This is a genomic window from Mobilicoccus caccae (assembly GCF_030161635.1).
Taxonomy (GTDB): Bacteria; Actinomycetota; Actinomycetes; order Actinomycetales; family Dermatophilaceae; genus Mobilicoccus; species Mobilicoccus caccae.
This window is the reverse complement of record NZ_BSUO01000001.1, coordinates 3,211,891-3,230,654: the sequence shown is the minus strand read 5'-3', so window position 1 is coordinate 3,230,654 and position 18,764 is coordinate 3,211,891. Positions and strand designations below refer to the sequence as shown.

At 70.9% G+C, this 18,764-nt stretch carries 17 protein-coding genes; 10 read left to right on the top strand and 7 right to left on the bottom strand.

Annotated features, from left to right (window positions below):
- Positions 1 to 55: 55 nt before the first annotated feature.
- The 3 genes from pdhA to QQK49_RS15840 are packed head-to-tail and all read left to right on the top strand — an operon-like array spanning position 56 to position 4,061.
- Entirely contained in the window at positions 56 to 1,258 is a 1,203-nt protein-coding gene (pdhA, locus tag QQK49_RS15850; protein WP_284304767.1) for a pyruvate dehydrogenase (acetyl-transferring) E1 component subunit alpha, read from the top strand.
- Complete coding sequence (locus QQK49_RS15845; RefSeq protein WP_284304766.1) at positions 1,258 to 2,238, top strand: alpha-ketoacid dehydrogenase subunit beta; 981 nt, start codon at positions 1,258 to 1,260, stop codon at positions 2,236 to 2,238. The genes pdhA and QQK49_RS15845 overlap by 1 nt, the downstream gene beginning before the upstream one ends.
- A gap of 20 nt (positions 2,239 to 2,258) precedes the next feature.
- The gene (locus tag QQK49_RS15840) at positions 2,259 to 4,061 is read left to right on the top strand and encodes a dihydrolipoyl dehydrogenase family protein (RefSeq protein ID WP_284304765.1); all 1,803 of its coding nucleotides are present in this window, start codon (positions 2,259 to 2,261) and stop codon (positions 4,059 to 4,061) included.
- Positions 4,062 to 4,147: 86 nt separating this feature from the next.
- On the opposite strand, the gene QQK49_RS15835 is transcribed toward QQK49_RS15840, so the two are convergent.
- Positions 4,148 to 4,630, bottom strand: a complete 483-nt coding sequence (locus tag QQK49_RS15835; protein ID WP_284304764.1) for a hypothetical protein — start codon at positions 4,628 to 4,630, stop codon at positions 4,148 to 4,150.
- 35 nt (positions 4,631 to 4,665) lie between these two features.
- On the opposite strand from QQK49_RS15835, the gene QQK49_RS15830 reads away from it, so the two are divergent.
- On the top strand, positions 4,666 to 4,941 hold the full coding sequence (locus QQK49_RS15830) for a PhzF family phenazine biosynthesis protein (RefSeq protein ID WP_284304763.1): 276 nt from the start codon (positions 4,666 to 4,668) through the stop codon (positions 4,939 to 4,941).
- Positions 4,942 to 4,945: 4 nt separating this feature from the next.
- Here QQK49_RS15830 and QQK49_RS15825 read toward each other — a convergent pair whose 3' ends face one another.
- Both QQK49_RS15825 and QQK49_RS15820 read right to left on the bottom strand, forming a co-directional pair.
- A complete protein-coding gene (locus tag QQK49_RS15825; RefSeq protein WP_284304762.1) occupies positions 4,946 to 6,619 on the bottom strand; it encodes an ABC-F family ATP-binding cassette domain-containing protein in 1,674 nt (557 codons plus the stop codon).
- Between the two features lie 113 nt (positions 6,620 to 6,732).
- On the bottom strand, positions 6,733 to 7,323 hold the full coding sequence (locus tag QQK49_RS15820; protein ID WP_284304761.1) for a hypothetical protein: 591 nt from the start codon (positions 7,321 to 7,323) through the stop codon (positions 6,733 to 6,735).
- Positions 7,324 to 7,400: 77 nt separating this feature from the next.
- Between QQK49_RS15820 and QQK49_RS15815 the strand changes: the two genes are divergently transcribed.
- Entirely contained in the window at positions 7,401 to 8,279 is an 879-nt protein-coding gene (locus QQK49_RS15815) for a hypothetical protein (protein WP_284304760.1), read from the top strand.
- Between the two features lie 38 nt (positions 8,280 to 8,317).
- Here QQK49_RS15815 and QQK49_RS15810 read toward each other — a convergent pair whose 3' ends face one another.
- A complete protein-coding gene (locus QQK49_RS15810) occupies positions 8,318 to 9,448 on the bottom strand; it encodes a glycoside hydrolase family 26 protein (RefSeq protein WP_284304759.1) in 1,131 nt (376 codons plus the stop codon).
- Between the two features lie 898 nt (positions 9,449 to 10,346).
- Entirely contained in the window at positions 10,347 to 11,225 is an 879-nt protein-coding gene (locus tag QQK49_RS15805) for a maleylpyruvate isomerase family mycothiol-dependent enzyme (protein WP_284304758.1), read from the bottom strand.
- A gap of 27 nt (positions 11,226 to 11,252) precedes the next feature.
- Between QQK49_RS15805 and QQK49_RS15800 the strand changes: the two genes are divergently transcribed.
- Genes QQK49_RS15800 through QQK49_RS15785 form a run of 4 tightly spaced genes read left to right on the top strand, consistent with a single transcriptional unit; the run spans position 11,253 to position 15,248 of the window.
- A complete protein-coding gene (locus tag QQK49_RS15800; protein ID WP_284304757.1) occupies positions 11,253 to 13,301 on the top strand; it encodes a bifunctional copper resistance protein CopD/cytochrome c oxidase assembly protein in 2,049 nt (682 codons plus the stop codon).
- 2 nt (positions 13,302 to 13,303) lie between these two features.
- Positions 13,304 to 14,140, top strand: coding sequence for a nitrilase-related carbon-nitrogen hydrolase (locus tag QQK49_RS15795; protein ID WP_284305933.1), 837 nt, complete (start codon positions 13,304 to 13,306; stop codon positions 14,138 to 14,140).
- A 44-nt stretch (positions 14,141 to 14,184) separates the two neighbouring features.
- Entirely contained in the window at positions 14,185 to 14,883 is a 699-nt protein-coding gene (locus QQK49_RS15790; protein ID WP_284304756.1) for a Rossmann-fold NAD(P)-binding domain-containing protein, read from the top strand.
- Complete coding sequence (locus QQK49_RS15785) at positions 14,877 to 15,248, top strand: Rossmann-fold NAD(P)-binding domain-containing protein (RefSeq protein ID WP_284304755.1); 372 nt, start codon at positions 14,877 to 14,879, stop codon at positions 15,246 to 15,248. The genes QQK49_RS15790 and QQK49_RS15785 overlap by 7 nt, the downstream gene beginning before the upstream one ends.
- Here the strand turns inward: QQK49_RS15785 and QQK49_RS15780 are convergent.
- Entirely contained in the window at positions 15,235 to 16,278 is a 1,044-nt protein-coding gene (locus QQK49_RS15780; protein WP_284304754.1) for an LLM class flavin-dependent oxidoreductase, read from the bottom strand. The genes QQK49_RS15785 and QQK49_RS15780 overlap by 14 nt on opposite strands.
- A 138-nt stretch (positions 16,279 to 16,416) precedes the next feature.
- Here QQK49_RS15780 and QQK49_RS15775 point away from each other — a divergent pair, with 138 nt between their 5' ends.
- Entirely contained in the window at positions 16,417 to 16,716 is a 300-nt protein-coding gene (locus QQK49_RS15775) for a DUF6458 family protein (RefSeq protein WP_284304753.1), read from the top strand.
- Here the strand turns inward: QQK49_RS15775 and QQK49_RS15770 are convergent.
- Entirely contained in the window at positions 16,688 to 18,565 is a 1,878-nt protein-coding gene (locus QQK49_RS15770) for an acyl-CoA dehydrogenase (RefSeq protein WP_284304752.1), read from the bottom strand. The genes QQK49_RS15775 and QQK49_RS15770 overlap by 29 nt on opposite strands.
- Positions 18,566 to 18,764: the final 199 nt, after the last annotated feature.

Sequence of the window (18,764 nt, the reverse complement as noted above, 5' to 3'; positions counted from 1 at the left end):
CACCACCCCGCACCGGGTCCTGACGGTCCGTCCCACTCTCCACGAAGGAGTGCCTATGAGCAACAACGAAGTTGCCCGCGCGTTCGATTTCGAGGTCGAGGGCCTCAAGCATCACGAGTCGACCGTCGGTTCACCGTTCTACGACGGCGGACCCGAAGCCGTCCGGTTCATCGACAAGGACGGCCAGCGGATCCGCAACGAGGTCAACCTCCCCTACGACCCCTACGTCGACGCCCTCACCGAGGAGGACGGCCGCCGTTTGTACCGAGACATGGCGCTGGTGCGGCGGCTGGACGCCGAGGGCACGGCCCTGCAGCGGCAGGGCGAACTCGGTCTGTGGCCGGGGCTGCTCGGCCAGGAGGCCGCGCAGATCGGCATCGGCCGGGCGATGAAACCGCAGGACTACGCCTTTCCGGCCTACCGCGAGCACGGCGTCGCCTGGTGCAAGGACGTCGATCCCCTGAGCATCATGGGCATGTACCGCGGCGTCAGCCACGGCGGGTGGGACCCGGAGGAGAAGCGGTTCCACATGTACACGATCGTCATCGGCAACAACGCCCTGCACGCGGTCGGCTACGCGATGGGCGTGCAGCGCGACGGCGCGTACGGCACCGGTGACCCCGAGCGCGACACCGCGGTGGTCACGTTCTTCGGCGACGGCGCCACGGCCCAGGGCGACATCATGGAGTCCTTCGTGTTCGCCGCGGTCAACCAGGCGCCGGTGGTCTTCTACTGCCAGAACAACCAGTGGGCCATCTCCGAGCCCAACGTGCGTCAGACCCGCAACCCGCTGTACGAGCGCGCCTCCGGATTCGGGTTCCCCGGCGTGCGCGTCGACGGCAACGACGTCCTCGCCTGCTACGCGGTCTCCCAGCACGCGCTCGAGCACGCGCGCAGCGGTCAGGGGCCGTTCCTCATCGAGGCCTACACCTACCGCATGGGCGCCCACACCACCTCCGACGACCCCACCAAGTACCGCGACTCCGCCGAGGTCGAACTCTGGCGCGAGCGCGACCCGCTGGTGCGTCTCAAGAAGTTCCTGCTCTCGCTGCACGAGACCGAGGAGGCGTTCTTCACCGAGGTCGACCGCGAGGCCGACGAACTCGCCGCCACGGTGCGCGCCGGCGTCCAGCAGATGCCCGACCCGCCGACGTCGATGCTCTTCGAGAACACCTACATCGACCCCCACCCCGGTCTCGACGAACAGCGTGCGGAGTTCGAGGAGTACCAGGCCGGCTTCGACACCGAGGAGGCGTGATGACCAAGATCACCCTGGGCAAGGGCATCAACACCGGTCTGCGTCGCGCCATGGAGCGCGACCCCAAGGTGCTCGTCATGGGCGAGGACGTGGGCAAGCTCGGCGGCGTCTTCCGCATCACCGAGGGTCTGCAGAAGGACTTCGGTGAGGACCGCGTCATCGACACCCCGCTCGCGGAGTCGGGAATCATGGGTACGGCCATCGGCATGGCGCTGCGTGGCTACCGCCCGGTCGTGGAGATCCAGTTCGACGGGTTCATCTACCCCGCGTTCGACCACATCACGAGCCAGTTGGCCAAGATGCCGGCCCGCTCGCACGGGCACGTCAAGCTGCCCATCGTCGTCCGGGTGCCCTACGGCGGCGGCATCGGCGCGGTCGAGCACCACAGTGAGTCCAACGAGTCCTACTTCCTGCACAGCGCGGGTCTGCGTGTGGTGACCTGCAGCAACGCCGAGGACGCGTTCTGGATGATCCAGCAGGCGATCACCTCCGACGACCCGGTGATGTTCTTCGAGCCCAAGCGCCGCTACCACGAGAAGATGGACGTCGACCTCGACGCCGGCGCCGCGCCGCGCGACATGGATCAGGCGGTCGTCGCCCGTGAGGGCACCGACGTGTCGCTGGTGGCGTGGGGTCCGATGATGAAGACCGCCCTGCAGGCCGCCGTCGCCGCCGAGCAGGAGGGCACCTCCATCGAGGTGCTCGAGCTGCGCGGGCTCAACCCGCTCGACATCGGCGCGATCTCCGCCTCGGTGCGCAAGACGGGACGCCTGGTCGTGGCGCACGAGGCGAGCAAGTTCCTCGGCCTGGGCGCCGAGATCGCCGCGCAGGTCATGCAGCGCTGCTTCTACCACCTGGAGGCGCCGGTCGAGCGCGTCACCGGCTACGACATCCCCTACCCGCCGAGCAAGCTCGAACACCTGCATCTGCCCGACCTCGACCGCGTCCTGGACGGGGTCGATCGGGTCCTGGCGTACTGACCGGCGAGGAGGGAACCGACATGGGTATCAAGAAGTTCAACCTGCCGGACCCGGGTGAGGGCCTGACCGAGGCGGAGATCGTCTCGTGGAAGGTCAAGCCCGGGGATGAGGTCAAGGTCAACCAGATCGTCGTCGAGATCGAGACGAGCAAGTCGCTGGTCGAGCTGCCGATCCCGTGGGACGGCACCGTCACCGAACTCCTCGCGCAGGAGGGTACGGAGGTCGAGGTCGGCTCGCCGATCATCGCCATCGAGGTCGTCGGCGCCGGAGATCCCGTCCCCTCGGCGGGCGACGCCGCCCCGCCGACCGACGCCGCCGAGGGCTGGGGTGGGGCCGCGGCCCCCGAGGCCACGGCGCCGCAGCGGGCCAGGGGAGCCTCGGCACCCGCGCCGCAGGGCTCGTCCTCCGGTGGCGACGTCAAGACCTTCCGGCTGCCGGACCCGGGTGAGGGCCTGACCGAGGCGGAGATCGTCTCGTGGAAGGTCAAGCCCGGGGATGAGGTCAAGGTCAACCAGATCGTCCTCGAGGTCGAGACGAGCAAGTCGCTGGTCGAGCTGCCGATCCCGTGGGACGGCACCGTGGTCGAGCTCCTCGCGCAGGAGGGCACCGAGGTGCCGGTCGGCGACCCGATCATCACGATCCGCGTCGCGGGTTCGGGCGGCGACGCTCCTGCCGAGGAGGCCAAGCGCGAGCCCAACCTCGTCGGCTACGGCGAGATCGCCGGCTCGACCACCCGCCGCGCCCGTCGGGGTCGCTCGGCGCCTCCGGCACCTGCGGCGGCCGCGTCGCCGCCTCCGCCGGCGGCACCTGCCGCACCGGCTGCCGCACCGGCTGCCGCGCCGCCGGCTCCCGCAGCCCCGGCCGCGGCGTCGGGGTCGCCGGTCGCCCGGTCGGGTCGTCCGCTGGCCAAGCCGCCGGTGCGCAAGTTCGCCAAGGACAACGGCGTCGACCTCGCCCTCGTGGCGGGTTCGGGCAAGGACGGCATCATCACACGCGCCGACGTGGAGGCCTACCTCTCCGGTGGCCAGACGAGCGCCGCGGAGACGCCCGCGGTCGCCGAGGCGCCATCAGCCGCAGCGGCACCCGCCCGCCCGGCCGGGGAGCGTGAGACGCGCACGCCGGTCAAGGGCGTCCGCAAGATGACGGCGCAGGCGATGAGCGCGAGCAAGTTCAGCGCCCCGCACGTCACGGAGTTCGTGACGATCGACGTCACGGCCACGATGGAGCTCGTCGAGCGGCTCAAGGGCGACCGGGAGTTCCGCGACGTCAAGGTGACGCCGCTGCTCGTCGTCGCCAAGGCGTTGCTGCTGGCCTGCAGGCGCAACCCGGGCGTCAACGCGCAGTGGGTGGACGAGCCGGACGGGTCCGCCGTCATCGTGCAGAAGAACTACGTCAACCTCGGCATCGCGGCGGCCACCCCACGCGGGCTCATCGTCCCGAACATCAAGGACGCCGACGCGATGACGATGCGCGAACTGGCCGACGCGATGGGACGACTCGTCGACGTGGCCCGGGCGGGCAAGACCCAGCCGGCGGACATGTCCGGCGGCACGATCACGATCACCAACGTCGGCGTCTTCGGTGTCGACACCGGCACCCCGATCATCAACCCGGGCGAGTCGGCGATCTTCGTGTTCGGCGCGATCCGGCGTCAGCCGTGGGTCGTGGGCACCGGCGCGGACGAGCGCATCGAGCCGCGCTGGGTCACCCAGCTCGGCCTGAGCTTCGACCACCGCCTCATCGACGGCGACCTCGGCTCCCGGTTCCTCGCCGACGTCGCCGCGGTGTTGGAGGATCCGGCCAGGGGTCTCGTCTGGGGCTGAAAGACATCGCAGACGGCATCGTTCTGGTCGTGATCACGACCAGAACGATGCCGTTCGCCATGTCGTCTGCGGGTGCCCGAGGGTGCTCAGGTCGGGCGGTGACGCACCGACGGCAGGGCGACGCTCGTCTCGTGCTCGCCCTCCTGACCCTCGACGGTGTACCGCAGGCGGACCGTGGTGGCGCCGGCGCCCTTCGGCGACTCGCCGGCGAGGACGAGGCGCAGCGTCGACGGCACGGAGTGCGTGTCCTCGCCGTGGGAGCTGTCGGGACACTGGGCAGCGACCTCGACGACGTCGCTGCTCTCGGCGCCGAACTCCCGCAGCACCGGGGCGCCCTCGGCGACGTCGGCGTACTCGATGCGGACCCGGCCGGGCCGGTCGACGCAGACGGCCACACTCGTGCGGTACTCCGTGTTGAACGGCGGGTGGTAGGGCCCGTGGTCGTGCGACTCGATCGGAGTGGCGATGAGTCGGGGCGTCGGTTGGGGTGAGAGAGCGACGAAACCGGCCAGCCCGAACGCGATGATCGCGCCGCCGAGCAGCGGCAGCGCGGGGTGTGGAGTGCTCATAACCCGATTCTTCCCTGTTCTATTCGAAAACGGGAGTGCTTGGGCAAGAGCGGTATCGGTCGACCTCCGGTGAGGGCCGGTGGCGTTCGCGCAACCCCTTCGCCTGGGGCGGCGTGGTCGAGGATCCGGCCACCGGTGCGGCGGCCGCCGCGTTCGCGGGGTACCTGCGGGCCCGCGGACGGGCCGAGCCGGGTGCGACGTTCACGCTCGACCAGGGCATGGAGATGGGCCGGCCGAGCCGGCTCGAGGTCACCGTGGGGGAGTCCGCCGCGGTCGTGGGCGGCCCGGTCCGTCGCCTCGAGCGCGAGTGAGCCCTCAGGTGCCGAGGTCGAGACGGCGGCCGGTCCACCGCTCGCCGATCCACCGGTCGTGGCTGGCCACGACGACCGCCCCGGGGTGGTCGGGGATCGCCTCCTCCAGGGCCTCCGACAGCGGGAGGGACAAGTGGTTGGTCGGCTCGTCGAGGACGAGGAGGTCCGGCGGGTCGAGGACGAGGATCGCGAGCGCGACCCGGCGTTGTTGCCCGACGGAGAGGCGACCGACCTCCCGGTGCAGGTCACGGCGCGCGACCAGCCCGGATGCGGCGAGGCGCTCGGCCGCGTCGTCCTCCTCCAGCCGCGTGGCCGTCGCCACCGTGGCCAGGGTCGATCGCTGCGGGTAGGCCCAGGTGACGTCCTGGGTGAGCATCCCGATCCGCAGGCCGTGGGCGGTGCGGCGGGTGCCGACCTCGGGTGCCAGGTCGCCGGTGAGCACGTGGAGCAGTGTCGACTTGCCGCACCCGTTGGGGCCGGTGACGAGGACGCGGTCACGTCCACCGACGGTGAGCGACGTCAGCGCCAACCGGTGGTGCACCGCGACGTCGACGAGGTCGGCCACGATGTCGGCAGCGCCGCGTCCACGGGCGGGGCGAGCCTGAAAGCCGCTGAATCGTAGGAGATTCGGCGGCTTGGCCACCTGGTCACACTCGAGCTCCTCCACGCGTGCGCGGGCCGACCGCACACGTCGGGCGATCGTCGTGGCCGCGCGGTCGGCGTAGAACTTCTTCGAGGCCCGAGCCTCGCTGCGGGGCTGCGTCGTGTGCATGACGTCGCGGGCGCCGACGTTCACCTCGTGCCGCAGCTCGGTCAGCCGCGCCTGCTCACGCTCGTACCGCTCGACCCACCGGTCGCGCTCCGCCGCCCGGCTCGCGAGGAAGTCGGTGTAGCCGCCGCGGTAGGTCGTGCCCTGCACCCCGACGAGATCGCGGTCCTCTCCGGCGCGGTGCGGGCCGACGGCGGGGTCGAGGTCGACGACCTTGGTGGCCACCGCGTCGATGAACCCCCGGTCGTGGGTCGCGAAGAGCAGCGGACCCCGCCGACCGCGGAGTTCGTCGGCGAGGAAGGCGATCCCGTCCGCGTCGAGGTGGTTGGTCGGCTCATCCAGCAGCAGGGCGACCGGGCCGGCCACGAGGGCCCCGGCGAGGGCGAGGCGCGACCGCTGACCCCCGGACAGCGCGCCCACGACGCGGTCGCGCGGGAGGTGACCGAGGCCGAGCCCCTCGACCGCACGGTCGACCCGGGAGCCGACCGACCACACGTCGGTGAGGTCGGCCTCGGTCAGGGCCTCGTCGTAGCGATCGGCGGCGCGTCGTCCCTCGGCCGATGCCGGATTCAGCACCGCGAGGTCGGAGGTGGTCGCCATCAGACGTGCCTCGACCGCGCGGGCCTGCGCGGTCGCCGCGTCCAGTACGTCCGTGATCGTCGCGTCGTCCGGGAACGGCAGCTCCTGCTGCACGAGTCGCAGACTCCCCGGGCGGACGACGGTCCCGGCGTCGGGGGTGTCCAGCCCGGCGGCCACCCTCAGCAGGGTGGACTTGCCGGCGCCGTTCTCGCCGACGAGTGCCACCCGCTCACCGGGCGGGACGGTGAGGCCGACGTCGCGCAGCACGGTGCGGTCGGGGTAGCGGCGGTCGATGCCCTCGAGGGCGAGATGATCGATGAGTACTGACACGGGTGGAGCCTTTGCGGGGGGAGTCGATCCCGCCGGGCGGATGCCGCACGTCCACGTGACCCATCGGTGTGGGCAAGGACGTCGGCGCCTCGGGCGCGGGACGGTCGCGAGTGTCAGGAGAGCATCGCCGCCAGAATACGTCCGGGCATCCGGGCCGCGCGAGCGAATATCTCGCCGGCCGGCGTGCCACGCTGGGGTCCATGAGCGATTCCACCGGTGTCGTGGTCCCTCTGGAGGGTGCGCGACGTCGCACCTCGGCCCTCGGTCGGGCGGTCGTGGCCGACGCGCTGCGCGGCGTCGACCGGCAGGGTGCGGTGCGCGCCGAGGCCGAGCCCGACTGGCGCAAGGGATACGGCGCCCACTTCCACCGGCTCGTCGAGGCGGGGTTGGGCAGCGCCGACGACGCCCGACGCATCGCCGAGGACGGGCTGGCATCGGTGTCCGCCCGGATGCGCTGGATCGGGGACGACGGGGTCGAGACGGGTCTGCGCGAGCGCCTCGCGACCTCGGCGCCCGAGACGCCGCCGCTGTCGACCGAGACCGTGGTGGGTGCCGGCGCACCGGAGACCGAGCTCTCCGTGCCCTACCGTGGCCGCCGGCTCGCGGGCGACGACCTGCACCGACACCTCGAGGGGTGGGTCGAGCGCGGGATCGTCGAACCCGACGTCGCCGAGGCCGTGGACGCCGTCCAGTCCAACCCCCACTGGCTGCGCCTGCCCGGACGCACGGCCGTCGTGCTCGGCGCGACCTCGGAGATGGGTCCGTTGCGCTCGCTGCTGCGGTGGGGGCCGCCGTCGCCGCCGTCGATCTGCCGCGGCCCGACCTGTGGCGGCGCCTCGTGCCCGACGTGCGGCGGTACGCCGGCACGCTGCGGGTTCCCGTGCAGTCCGAGGACTCCCGCGAGATCGAGGAGCGCGCCGGTGCCGATCTCCTGCACGACCTGCCGCGCATCGCCGACTGGATCGAGTCGATCGAGGGGCCCCTGGTCCTCGGCAACTACGTGTACGCCGACGGCGCGACCAACCTGCGTCTCTCCGCGGCGACCGACGCCCTCACCGAGCGTCTGCTGCGGCGTCGCGACGACGTGGCCCTGGCCTACCTGGCCACACCGACCGACGTGTTCGTCGTCCCGCGGGAGGCCGTCGAGCATTCACAGGAGCGGTTCCAGGGGCGGCGCGCTCGCCTCCTGAGCGCCGGGGTGCGGATGCTCAGCCTCCAGTCGTTGTACCGGCCCGGCTACACCTCCGGGGCCGGAGAGCCCGGCATCACCGACAGCGTCGTGGCCCAACAGGGCCCGAACTACCTGCTGGCCAAGCGGATCCACCGGTGGCGGGCGACGTCGGCCCGCGCCGCCGGAACACAGGTCGCCTTCGGGGTGGCGCCACCGACCCGCACGAGGTCGGTGGTCAAGAACCGTGCGCTCGCGGCGGCGTACTCCGGCGCCCACCGCTTCGGGGTCGAGGTGTTCGAGCCCGCCACGAGCAACACCCTCATGGCAGCGCTGCTGGTGTACGACCTGTGCGCAGGCATCCCGGCCCGCGAGCACCCGTGGCAGGACGAGGCCGCGCACGCGGCCCACGGAGGCCTGTGGCGCACGGGCTACGACCCCCGCAGCGTGCTGGGGGTCGCCGCCGTCACCGGCCTCGCCGCCCGCCACTGACCACCGATGCGGAACGGCACGCCGCCACGGCCCGGTGCCTACCAGAGCTGCCGGTAGACGGCGGCGGCGCGCGGGTTCTGGGGCGTCTCTGGCCACAGCGAGTTGCCCATCGTCGTGGCCTCGTTGAAGTACATCTCGAGGACGAGGATGTCGGCGTTCGCGTCGAAGAACTGCTTCATCTTGCGGAGGTAGAACGGGTTGTCGCCGTGGCCACCGCGGCTCGTGGAGGCCAGACCCCACTCCGAGATCGACAGGCCCTTGCCGCGGGCGCGGGCGAAGGCCGCGACGTCCGCGAGGCCGGGGCTGCGCGCCGGCCGTAGGGCCGAACGCCACTGCCGCTCCGTCGTCGCGCCGAGGGACGCCCAGTCGTAGGCGGAGCATCCGACGAGGTCGACGACGTCGTCGCCGGGGTAGAGGCGGGTGAGGCTGTCGATGCGGTTCCTCTGCCCCTTCAACTGTGAGCCGCAGTTGATCTCGAAGCTGAGGACCAACGCAGGCGACTCCGTGGCCATGACTTTCGCGACCCGGCGCCACGCCGCCCGGTACCGGGCCGCGTTCGCGGTCGTCGAGCGGTAGGCGGTCCACGAGCCGTTGGCCTCCCACCCGATCTTGACGACGGCGTCGCCGCGGCCCCGGGTGCGCAGATCGCGTGCGATCTTGCGGAACGTCGCGTCGTGCCTGCCCGCGGCGACGTCCTTGAGCTGGGCCGGCTGGGCCTCGCGGGGCAGCAGGGGCAGCCCGTAGACGAGGCGACCCGTCGCCCCCTTGAACGTGTCGACGTGCCAGGCCGAGTCGCCCATGGTCTTCCACGTCGCGTACTCGGGGAACGTCAGCGTGACGTCGTTGACGGCGCCACGCCACGCACCCCAACGGTTGGTGCGCTCCGCACTCATGTGCCCACCGACCCACGCGCCGGAATGCCACCGCTTCTTGCTGACGGGAGTCCCGAGGTGACGGCGGGCTGCCGCGCCCTTGGCGCGGGCTGCGGCCCGGGTGGCGCCGACGCTCTCGGCCGATCTCGCCTCCGCGGCTGTCGGGGTGGCGGCCGCCGTGTTCACGGGGATCACAGCGACGGCGCCGAGCCCGAGGGTCAGGCCCGTCGTGAGGATCGTCCCGACGCGGGCAGGCCGACGGGCCCGGCGACGGAAGGGAGATAGGCGCAGAGCCATCGGGCGGCCTTTCAGGGTCGAGGATCGGCAGTCACGCGGTGCGTGAGGTCCGAGACCAGCCCGAAACGCCTGGATCCGTGGATGCGGTCCCCCGCCGCTGTCATCAACGCTAGGGCGCACTCGTTCGAGCGTCCAACTACGCGGGTATGCGTCCGCCGAAGCCGGTGTGAAGGGCTCATGTCCGTCGCTGGGGCACAGGAGAAACCGCCGGCCGGTCGACGTGCGTGGAGCAGTCCGCCCATCGAGACGCACGCAACGGTGCGTCGGTGGCGCGGCCACGTCGCATTCCGCGACGGACGGCTCTTCTCGGCCGGCCTCAACCGCCGATTGGTTTCACTATTCAGCCGGAGGGGTGTCCGGAACGGCCCGACGTCAGCGACGATGTCTGACGAGAGTCTTGGTCGAAGCGAGCCGAATCGCGTCAGAGGGGCATGAGCACATGAGTGAGGCGCAGATGACCACGGTCCTGAGCGTCGGCATTGCTGTCGTCATCGTGGTCCTTTTCATCGTCATGATCTGGCGAGGGGTGCGTGCGGGACGCATCAGACGAATCACACCTGAGGAGAGGGATCTCCTCACGCGACGCGGTGTCAATCCGAACTGGGGTTCAGCGCGCAAGCTCACTCGCGAGGAAAGAAGAAGGATGTCCGGGAACCGCCCGCCCTCGAACTCCGGTGCGAAGTAAAGGGAAACCATGCGCTGTGCCCACTGACCCACCGTGGGCCGGCGGTGGCGTCAGTGTGGCGTTCTGGTGAGAATTGCCCTCTTGAGCGGTGAGATCTGGATTTCGACGTCCGATCCGAGTCGCGTAAGAGGGCATTCTCGTATGTGTCAACCGTGAACTCTTCGGGAGGCTCCGCACGGTTGAGGGTGCGCGCGGTGACACGCGCCCGATGTCTCAGGGGGTGACGACGAGTGCGTCGAGCACCCGGCGGGCTACCTGGTCGTCGCCGTGGACGCTGTAGTGCAGGTCGTCGGTGCTGCGGCGGCCCGCGGCGCGGCGGGTGAAGGCGTCGGTGCTCATCTGGATGCTTGTCGTCTTGCCGATGACCGGGATGGGGCCGGTCTCGTCGGTGCCGCCGGTGAACATGAGGTGGCCGTGCGGCTCGCCGTTCTCGTCCTTCTCGACCCGCACACCGGCGCGGGCCACGACGGGCCCGGTGAGCTCGACCATGACCACTCGGCCCGGCTGCACCCCGGCGCGCTTGACCACGATCATCGGCAGCGCGTCGAGCACGCTCTGGGTGAACACGGCCGCCGCGGCGGAGTCCAGGTTGCCCGGACGTCCGAGCGCGGCGCGGATGTCCTGCTCGTGCACCCACAGGTCGCAGATGCGCAGCGTCAGACCCCGGAGCAGGGGAACGCGACCCAGCGGACTGTCCATCTCGGCCTCGTCGAGGTTCTCGGGCTCGTGGTCCTTGAGGTCCTTGAGCTGACCCAGCCGCCGAGCGAGGACCTGCTGCATCTCCTGGACGACTTCGGCGTCCGGACGCTCGCGCCGCAGCTCCACTCCCCGCTCCATCAGGCGCCCGGTGTCGTTGCGCACGTGCTCGTAGGCGGGCACGTCGACCTCGGGGTCGGGGCGTCCGATGAGCATCGCCTCGAGCGCGACGACGTGCGAGAGCTGGTCCTTGACGGTCCAGCCCGGGCACTCGGTGGGCTTGGCGAAGTCGGCGTCCGAGCAGGGGTAGGCGAGATCCATGATGGCCTGGGCCGTCTGGGTGTACGCGTCGACGAGTCCGGACAGTTCTTCGGGAGCGGCCGGGTGCATAGGCATGCCCTCACCCTAACTAGGCTGGGCGTCATGGCCATCTCGGAGCGGACGCGCAGTTCACGCCATGCCTCGCCGCGGGTCGCCGTCACGGGCCTGGCGGGAGTGATCGCGCTGGTGGCGTTGATCGTCGCGGGCCAGGTCGGAGGCGTGTTCGAGGGGGCGGCCGGGTTCGCCGACGGTGGGGCGCTCGCCCGCTGGGGTGTGCCCGTGGCCCGTACCACCCTCGACGTGTCCGCCTCGATCACCATCGGTCTGCTCCTGCTGGCGGGCACCATCGTGCCCGAGCGCAACTCCACCGACCGTCGCCGGACCGCCTGCCGCATCGCCACGGTCACCGGGTCCGTGTGGGTCCTCGCCTCACTGGCCCTGACGATCCTGTCGATCTCCAACCTCTCGGGCGTCCACGTCACGGACCCGATGTTCGGCGCGCAGGTCTCCTCGGTGATCTGGGAGTTCGAGTACTTCCGCACGCTCTTCATCAGCACCCTCATCGCGCTGGCCGCCACGCTGCTCGCCGCCGGCGCCCGCACCCCGACCTCCATCACGTGGGCGGCCGCCCTCGGCGTCGTCGCGATGCTGGTCCTCGCGCTCATCGGTCACTCCGCCGGTGCCGCGGCCCACGACACCGCGGTCAACTCGATCGCCGTGCACATGGCCGCGGCCGCGGTGTGGATGGGCGGGTTGGCCGCCCTCGTCATCCTCCGGCCGACCCTCGGGCAGGACCTTCCGGTCGTCGCCCACCGCTACTCCCACCTGGCGATCTGGGCCTACGGCGGCATCGCGGTCTCCGGCGTGGTCAACGCCTCACTGCGGATCTCGGGTGACTCCGGCCTGGCCACGCCCTACGGGATGTTGGTCGTGGTCAAGGTCGTCGCGTTCGTGCTCCTCGGTCTCGCCGGCTGGCGGATGCGCTCCTCGCTCCTGCAGCGGCTGACCGGTGACGATCGTGACGGACGGATCTTCGCCCGTCTCGCCGCCCTGGAGATCACGCTCATGGCGCTGGCGATGGGTGTCGCCGTCGCCCTGTCGCGCAGCGCACCGCCGGTGCCGCAGCGGGAATCTCCCGACATCGTCACTTCTCTCACCGGCTACCCCGACCCCGGCCCGCCCTCGACGCTGGACTGGCTGACGATGTTCCGGATCGACTGGATCTTCTTCGCGGCCTCGGTGCTCGCGGTGGGCCTGTACGTCGCGGGCGTCGTGCGACTGCACCGCCGGGGCGATGTCTGGCCGTGGCACCGGACGGTGCTGTGGATCCTCGGCTGGGCCCTGTTCGTGTGGACCACCAGCGGCGCTCCCGGCATCTACGGCCGCCTCACGTTCTCCGGTCACATGCTCATGCACATGACGCTGACGATGGGCGTGCCGCCGCTGCTGGCCTTCGGTGCACCACTCACCCTCGCCTCACGCGCGCTGGCGGCCCGGCGGGACAAGACGATGGGGCCGCGCGAGATCATGCTCGCCACCGCCCACTCGCGCTGGATGAGCTTCTGGGCCAACCCCGTCGTGGCGGGGGCCAACTTCGCGGGCAGCCTGTACCTCTTCTACTTCTCGGACCTGTTCGAGCTCGCGCTGCGCACCCACGTCGGCCACATGGCGATGATCGTGCACTTCATGCTCGCCGGGTACGTGTTCAGCTGGGCCCTCATCGGCATCGATCCCGGACCCAAGCGGTGGGCGCCGTCGCTGCGGCTCGTGCTGCTCTTCGCCACGATGTCGTTCCACGCCTTCTTCGGGGTGGCGATCATCTCGATGACGACGCTGCTCGCCGAGGACTACTTCACCCAGCTCGCCCTGCCGTGGGTCGGTGACCTGCTCGCCGACCAGCAGACCGGAGGCGGGATCACGTGGGGGATCGGGGAGATCCCGATGCTGTTCCTCGCGCTGCTCGTGGCCCTGACGTGGATGCGCTCGGACGAGAGCGAGGCCAAACGCCGCGACCGGCAGGCCGCCCGCGACGACGACGCGGAGCTCGAGGCGTACAACGAGGCCATGCGCGCGCGGGGTGAGGCCATGCGCCGAGCCGACGAGGCGGAGGACGCCCGCTACCGGGCCCGTCACCCCGGACACGGGCGGTGAGCATGCGCATCGCGGTGGTCCAGACGACCTACGACGGCGAGCGGCCGTCGGTGGTCGAGCAGGTCGACGCGGTCGCGTCCTGGGTGGGCGACCACCTGCGGGGTGAGGAGATCGACCTTCTCGTCCTGCCCGAGTTGTGGCCGGTCGGGGCGTTCCGGCCCCGCACCTGGCAGGAGCGGGCCGAGGCCCTCGACGGCCCGATCGTCGCCGCCATGGCCGGGCTCGCCCGCAGCCTCGACACCGTGGTCCACCTCGGCGCCCTCATCGAGCGGGCCGCCGACGACCGCCTCTACAACACCGCCGTCGTGCTGGGTCGCGACGGCGATCTGCTGGCGACCTACCGCAAGATCCACCGGATGCGGGCGGGCGGGCTGGAGGCGGAGATCCTGGCGCCGGGCACCCAGATCGGCGTCGTCGACCTCCCGCTGCGCGACGGCACGACCCTGCGCACCGGGCTGGCCACCTGCTACGACCTCCGCTTTCCCGAACTCTTCCGCGCCATGGTCGACGAGGGGGCCGAGGCGTTCGTCGTCCCGGCGTCGTGGCCGCAGATCCGGGCCCGTGCGTGGGAGGTCCTGCTCCGGGCCCGCGCCGTCGAGGACCAGGCCCTGGTCGTGGGCGCGAGCGCCGTGGGGACCGACGGGAAGACGCAGATGGCCGGCCGCAGCGCGGTGGTCGATCCTGCCGGAACCGACCTGGCCGTCGCCGGTACCGGACCGGGGGTTCTCGTCGTCGACGTCGACCTCGACGAGCTGCGCGCGGCACGGGCGTCCTTCCCGGTCTTGAACGACCGACGGATCCGCGTGCAGCCGGGCGCGCTCGCCGGCCCCGACCTGTGACAAGCTCGGCACGACCCTGACCCGCACCCGCGAAGGAGGGCGCCATGAGCGGTCGCCCCGTTCTCTGGCTCCGTGACGAGACCCGCAGGGGTGAGGGTCGGTCGGCCATCTCGCCGAGAAGCGCCGCCGCCCTGATCGACGCCGGGTTCCGCATCGTCGTCGAAGACTGTCCTCAGCGGGCGTTCGCCCTCGAGGAGTACGTGCGCGCCGGGTGCGAGCCGGCGCCGACGGGTTCCTGGGTCGACGCCCCGGCCGACGCGATCGTCGTCGGCCTCAAGGAGTTGCCGGAGGGGACTCCCCGCTGCGCGACCACATCTACTTCGGTCACGCCTTCAAGGGTCAGCACGGTGCCCGCGCACTGCTGTCGCGCTTCGTCGAGGGCGGAGGCACGTTGCTCGACCTCGAGTACCTCGTCGACGCCGACGGCCGACGGGTGGCGGCGTTCGGCTACTGGGCCGGGTACGTCGGCGCGGCGCTGGCGGTCCTCGAACACCGTGGCCTGCTCGAACCCGACATGCAGCGTCGGTCCAAGGCCGACCTCGACGCCCTGCTGCGCCAAGGGGCGGACGGCCCGGTGGTCCGGGCCCTGGTGGTCGGGGCGCTCGGGCGCAGCGGACGGGGCGCGTGCGACGCGCTCGTCGCCGCCGGCATCGAGCCCACCCGCTGGGACCTCGCCGAGACCCGCGACCTCGACAAGGCCGCCCTGCTCGGTCACGACATCCTCGTCAACTGCGTCATGGTGAGTTCGCCCGCGCCGCCGTTCGTCACCGAGGAGGACCTCGACGCCCCGTCACGGCGTCTGTCGGTCATCAGTGACGTGACCTGCGACGTCACCTCCGACCTCAACCTGTTGCCGATCTACGACGACATCACGACCTGGCAGGAGCCGGTGCGCGAGATCCGCCCGGCGGACGACGCGAGTGGTCGCCCGGCGGTGCGGATGATCGCCATCGACAACCTGCCCTCGCTCCTGCCCGCCGAGGCGGCGGCCACCTACTCCGCGGACCTCCTAGCGACGCTGCTCACCCTCCCCGACGGGGAGGTGTGGCAGCGGGCGCGGGCACGGTTCGCCCTCGCACTGGAGCAGGAAGGCCTCAGCGCGGGGTGAGGCCCCACGCGTCGGCGAGGAGTTCGTAGCTGCGCCGGCGCAACTGCGGATCCCACGTGTAGGTCGTCACGATGAGTTCGTCGAGGTCGTAGCGGTCGACGAGGGTGTCCAACTGCGTCACGACCTCCTCCGGCGTGCCGATGGCGGTGAACGACGTCTCCAGGGCGCTGCTCCGCTGCGGCATGCGCAGCGGGGAGGCCCCGCGCAGGTCCTGCAGCATGTCCTCGCCCGGGGGGTCGAGCGGCGCCGAACGCCCGCTCATGATGCGGGTGCGCATAGCGCGGGCCGTGGTGGCGAGGTGGGTGGCCTCCTCGGTCGTCGGTGCGCAGATGACGTTGACGCCGGCCATGACGTGCGGCTCGGAGATCTGCGCCGTGTGCGCCTCCGCGCTGAACCCGGAGCGGTAGACCTCGAAGGCCTGCTCGATGGCGTCGGGCGCGAAGTGCGAGGCGAACGAGAACGGCAGGCCGAGTACGGCCGCGACCTGGGCGCCGCCGAGGGAGGAGCCGAGCATCCACAGCGGGACGTGCGTGCCCTCCCCGGGCAGGGCGCGCACCCGCAGCCCGTCGCGACCGGGAGCCTCCCGGTCGCCGAGGAGGGTGACGAGATCGGCCACGTCGGTGGCGAAGTCGCGCAGATCGCCGGAACCCCGTTGCAGCGCGGCGGCGGTCACGGGGTCGGTGCCCGGAGCCCGGCCGAGGCCGAGGTCGATGCGGTCGCCGTAGAGCGTGGCGAGGGTGCCGTAGTGCTCCGCGACCATGAGCGGCGCGTGGTTGGGCAGCATGACCCCGCCGGACCCGACGCGGATCGACTCGGTGTGACTCGCGATGTGCGCGAGCAGGACCGAGGTGGCGGAGCTGGCGAACGTGACGCTGCCGTGGTGCTCGGCCATCCAGAAGCGGTGATAACCGAGCCGCTCGGCCTCCTGGGCCAGGAGCGTGCTGTCACGCAGCGCGTCGACGGCGCTCGATCCGGCACTGACCGGCGCCAGGTCGAGGATGGACAGGGGGATGCGGGCGTTGGGACTCACATACGGGACAACGTCATGGGAACGTCTGGATATTGCCTGGGGCCGGCATGATCCTGGCAAACCGGGCACGTGGGGAGGTGTAGGTGCGCCTCCGGCTGCCGATCATGGCACTGAGTACTCACCTACGTCAGGGGTCACATGTCCATCGGTTTCGGAATCTTCCTCATCGCCCTCGGCGCGATCCTGTCCTTCGCCGTCAGCGACGCCCTGCCCGGCATCAACCTCGAGATGATCGGCTACATCCTCATGGCCGCGGGCCTGGTCACCGCCCTCGTGTCGGTCATCATGACCAACCGCAACCGCACCGTCGTGGCACGTCGGACCACCACGTACGACGACGGGACCGACCCCTCGGTCGGCCCTGATCCTCACGTAGGGTCACACCAGCGACGACGGAGGCGGGTCGGGATCAGAACGCCGCTTCGGGCACCTCCATGAGGGAGTTGTCGGTCATCTCGGCGGCCGTGCGCTCGCCGGCCAGCAGCGGGAGCACCGTGCGGGCGAAGAAGCGGGCCGCGGCGATCTTGCCGGTGTAGAAATCGACGTCCGCGCCGGTCGCGCCGTCGCTCAGCGCCTTCGCGGCGATGTCGGCCTGGCGCAGCAGCAGCCAGCCGACCATGACGTCGCCGGCGGCGAGCAGCAGGCGGGTGGTGTTCTGGCCGACCTTGTACAGGTTGGTGATCTCGCCACCCTCCTGACGCGGGTCGGACTTCATCAGCTCACCGATCATGTAGCCGCCGATGGCCGTGACGTCGTCGACGGCCCGGCCGAGCAGCTCGCGCTCCTTGGCCAGCGGGTCGTCGACGATGCCCTCGCCGGCCTTGACCGTGGCCATGACCTGCTCCGACATCCACGTGAGCGCCCGGCCCTTGTCGCGGACGATCTTGCGGAAGAAGAAGTCCTGGCCCTGGATGGCCGTCGTGCCCTCGTAGAGGGTGTCGATCTTGGCGTCGCGGACGTACTGCTCGACGGGGTAGTCCTGGAGGAATCCGGAACCGCCGAAGGTCTGCAGCGACTCACTGCCCAGGAGGACCCAGGCGCGCTCGGAGCCGACGCCCTTGACGATCGGCAGCAGCAGGTCGTTGACGCGGGCGGCCATGTCGGGCTCGGAGCCCTTCTCGAACTCCATCGCGCCCGAGGCGAGGTAGGCCTGGTCGACGATGTCCTGCTGCAGCGCGGTGAACAGCACGAGCGCCCGCAGGCCTTCGGCGTAGGCCTTCTGGAGCATGAGGGAGCGGCGCACGTCGGGGTGGTGGGTGATCGTGACGCGCGGGGCGCTCTTGTCGGCCATCTGCGTGAGGTCGGCGCCCTGCACCCGTTCCTTGGCGTACTCCAGCGCGTTGAGGTAGCCGGTCGAGAGGGTGGCGATCGCCTTGGTGCCCACCATCATCCGTGCGTACTCGATGACGCGGAACATCTGGGCGATGCCCTCGTGGGAGTCGCCCACCAGCGTGCCGATCGCGGGGTGCTTCTCGCCGAACCGCACCTCGCAGGTGGTGCTCACCTTGAGGCCCATCTTGTGCTCCACGTTCGTGACGTAGACGCCGTTGCGCTCGCCGAGTTCGCCCGTCTCCAGGTCGAACTCGAACTTGGGGACGGCGAACAGGGAGAGTCCCTTCGTGCCCGGCCCGGCGCCCTCGGGGCGGGCCAGCACCAGGTGCATGATGTTCTCCGCCATGTCGTGCTCACCGGAGGTGATGAACCGCTTGACGCCCTCGATGTGCCACGTGCCGTCGGGCTGCTCGATCGCCCGGGCGCGGCCGGCGCCCACGTCGGAGCCGGCGTCCGGCTCGGTGAGGACCATCGTCGAGCCCCACTGACGCTCGACCATGTGGGAGGCCATCTTCTTCTGGTCCTCGTTGCCGAGTTCGTGCAGGACGCGGGCGAATCCGAAGCCCGCGGAATACATGTAGACGGCCGGGTTGGCGCCGAGGACGAGCTCGGCGGCGGCCCAGTTGAGCGACGGAGGAATGACGGTGCCGCCCAGTTCGGCCGGCACGTTGAGCAGGCCCCACCCCGCGTCGCAGTAGGCCTTGTAGGACTTCTTGAACGACTCGGGCAGCGTGACCGTGTTCGTCTCGGGGTCGAAGATCGGCGGGTTGCGGTCGGAGTCCAGAAAGCTGTCGGCGAGTTCGTTCTCGGCGAGACGGCCCACCTCGTGCAGGATCTCGCGCGCGGTGCCGGCGTCGATCTCCTCGTACGGGCCGGTTCCCAGGACGTCGCCGCGGCCCAGGACCTCGAACAGGTTGAACTCGAGGTCTCGAAGGTTGCTCTTGTAGTGGCCCAACGTCGGAATCCCCTCGTCTCGCGGTCGGGTCTGCGGTGACCCACGACCGACATTACTGGTCGGTAATCAGCATGGGCGATGCAGGCGTCCACTCGCAAGCGCTGGGGGTGAGCTGCGTCGCGGGTGAGATGGAACGCAGGTGCTCGCCCGCAGGTGATGGGTGGGCGGTGTGGCAGGTGGTGGCGGTCCATCCTGTGGC

What these genes read in the sequence shown, in the direction of transcription:
- QQK49_RS15785 (WP_284304755.1), top strand. Translation starts at nt 14,877, where the DNA reads ATGGTGAGTTCGCCCGCGCCGCCGTTCGTCACCGAGGAGGACCTCGAC.
- QQK49_RS15775 (WP_284304753.1), top strand. Translation starts at nt 16,417, where the DNA reads ATGTCCATCGGTTTCGGAATCTTCCTCATCGCCCTCGGCGCGATCCTG.
- QQK49_RS15840 (WP_284304765.1), top strand. Translation starts at nt 2,259, where the DNA reads ATGGGTATCAAGAAGTTCAACCTGCCGGACCCGGGTGAGGGCCTGACC.
- QQK49_RS15805 (WP_284304758.1), bottom strand. Translation starts at nt 11,225, where the DNA reads ATGCCTATGCACCCGGCCGCTCCCGAAGAACTGTCCGGACTCGTCGAC.
- QQK49_RS15795 (WP_284305933.1), top strand. Translation starts at nt 13,304, where the DNA reads ATGCGCATCGCGGTGGTCCAGACGACCTACGACGGCGAGCGGCCGTCG.
- QQK49_RS15835 (WP_284304764.1), bottom strand. Translation starts at nt 4,630, where the DNA reads ATGAGCACTCCACACCCCGCGCTGCCGCTGCTCGGCGGCGCGATCATC.
- QQK49_RS15845 (WP_284304766.1), top strand. Translation starts at nt 1,258, where the DNA reads ATGACCAAGATCACCCTGGGCAAGGGCATCAACACCGGTCTGCGTCGC.
- QQK49_RS15790 (WP_284304756.1), top strand. Translation starts at nt 14,185, where the DNA reads ATGAGCGGTCGCCCCGTTCTCTGGCTCCGTGACGAGACCCGCAGGGGT.
- QQK49_RS15810 (WP_284304759.1), bottom strand. Translation starts at nt 9,448, where the DNA reads ATGGCTCTGCGCCTATCTCCCTTCCGTCGCCGGGCCCGTCGGCCTGCC.
- QQK49_RS15800 (WP_284304757.1), top strand. Translation starts at nt 11,253, where the DNA reads ATGGCCATCTCGGAGCGGACGCGCAGTTCACGCCATGCCTCGCCGCGG.
- pdhA (WP_284304767.1), top strand. Translation starts at nt 56, where the DNA reads ATGAGCAACAACGAAGTTGCCCGCGCGTTCGATTTCGAGGTCGAGGGC.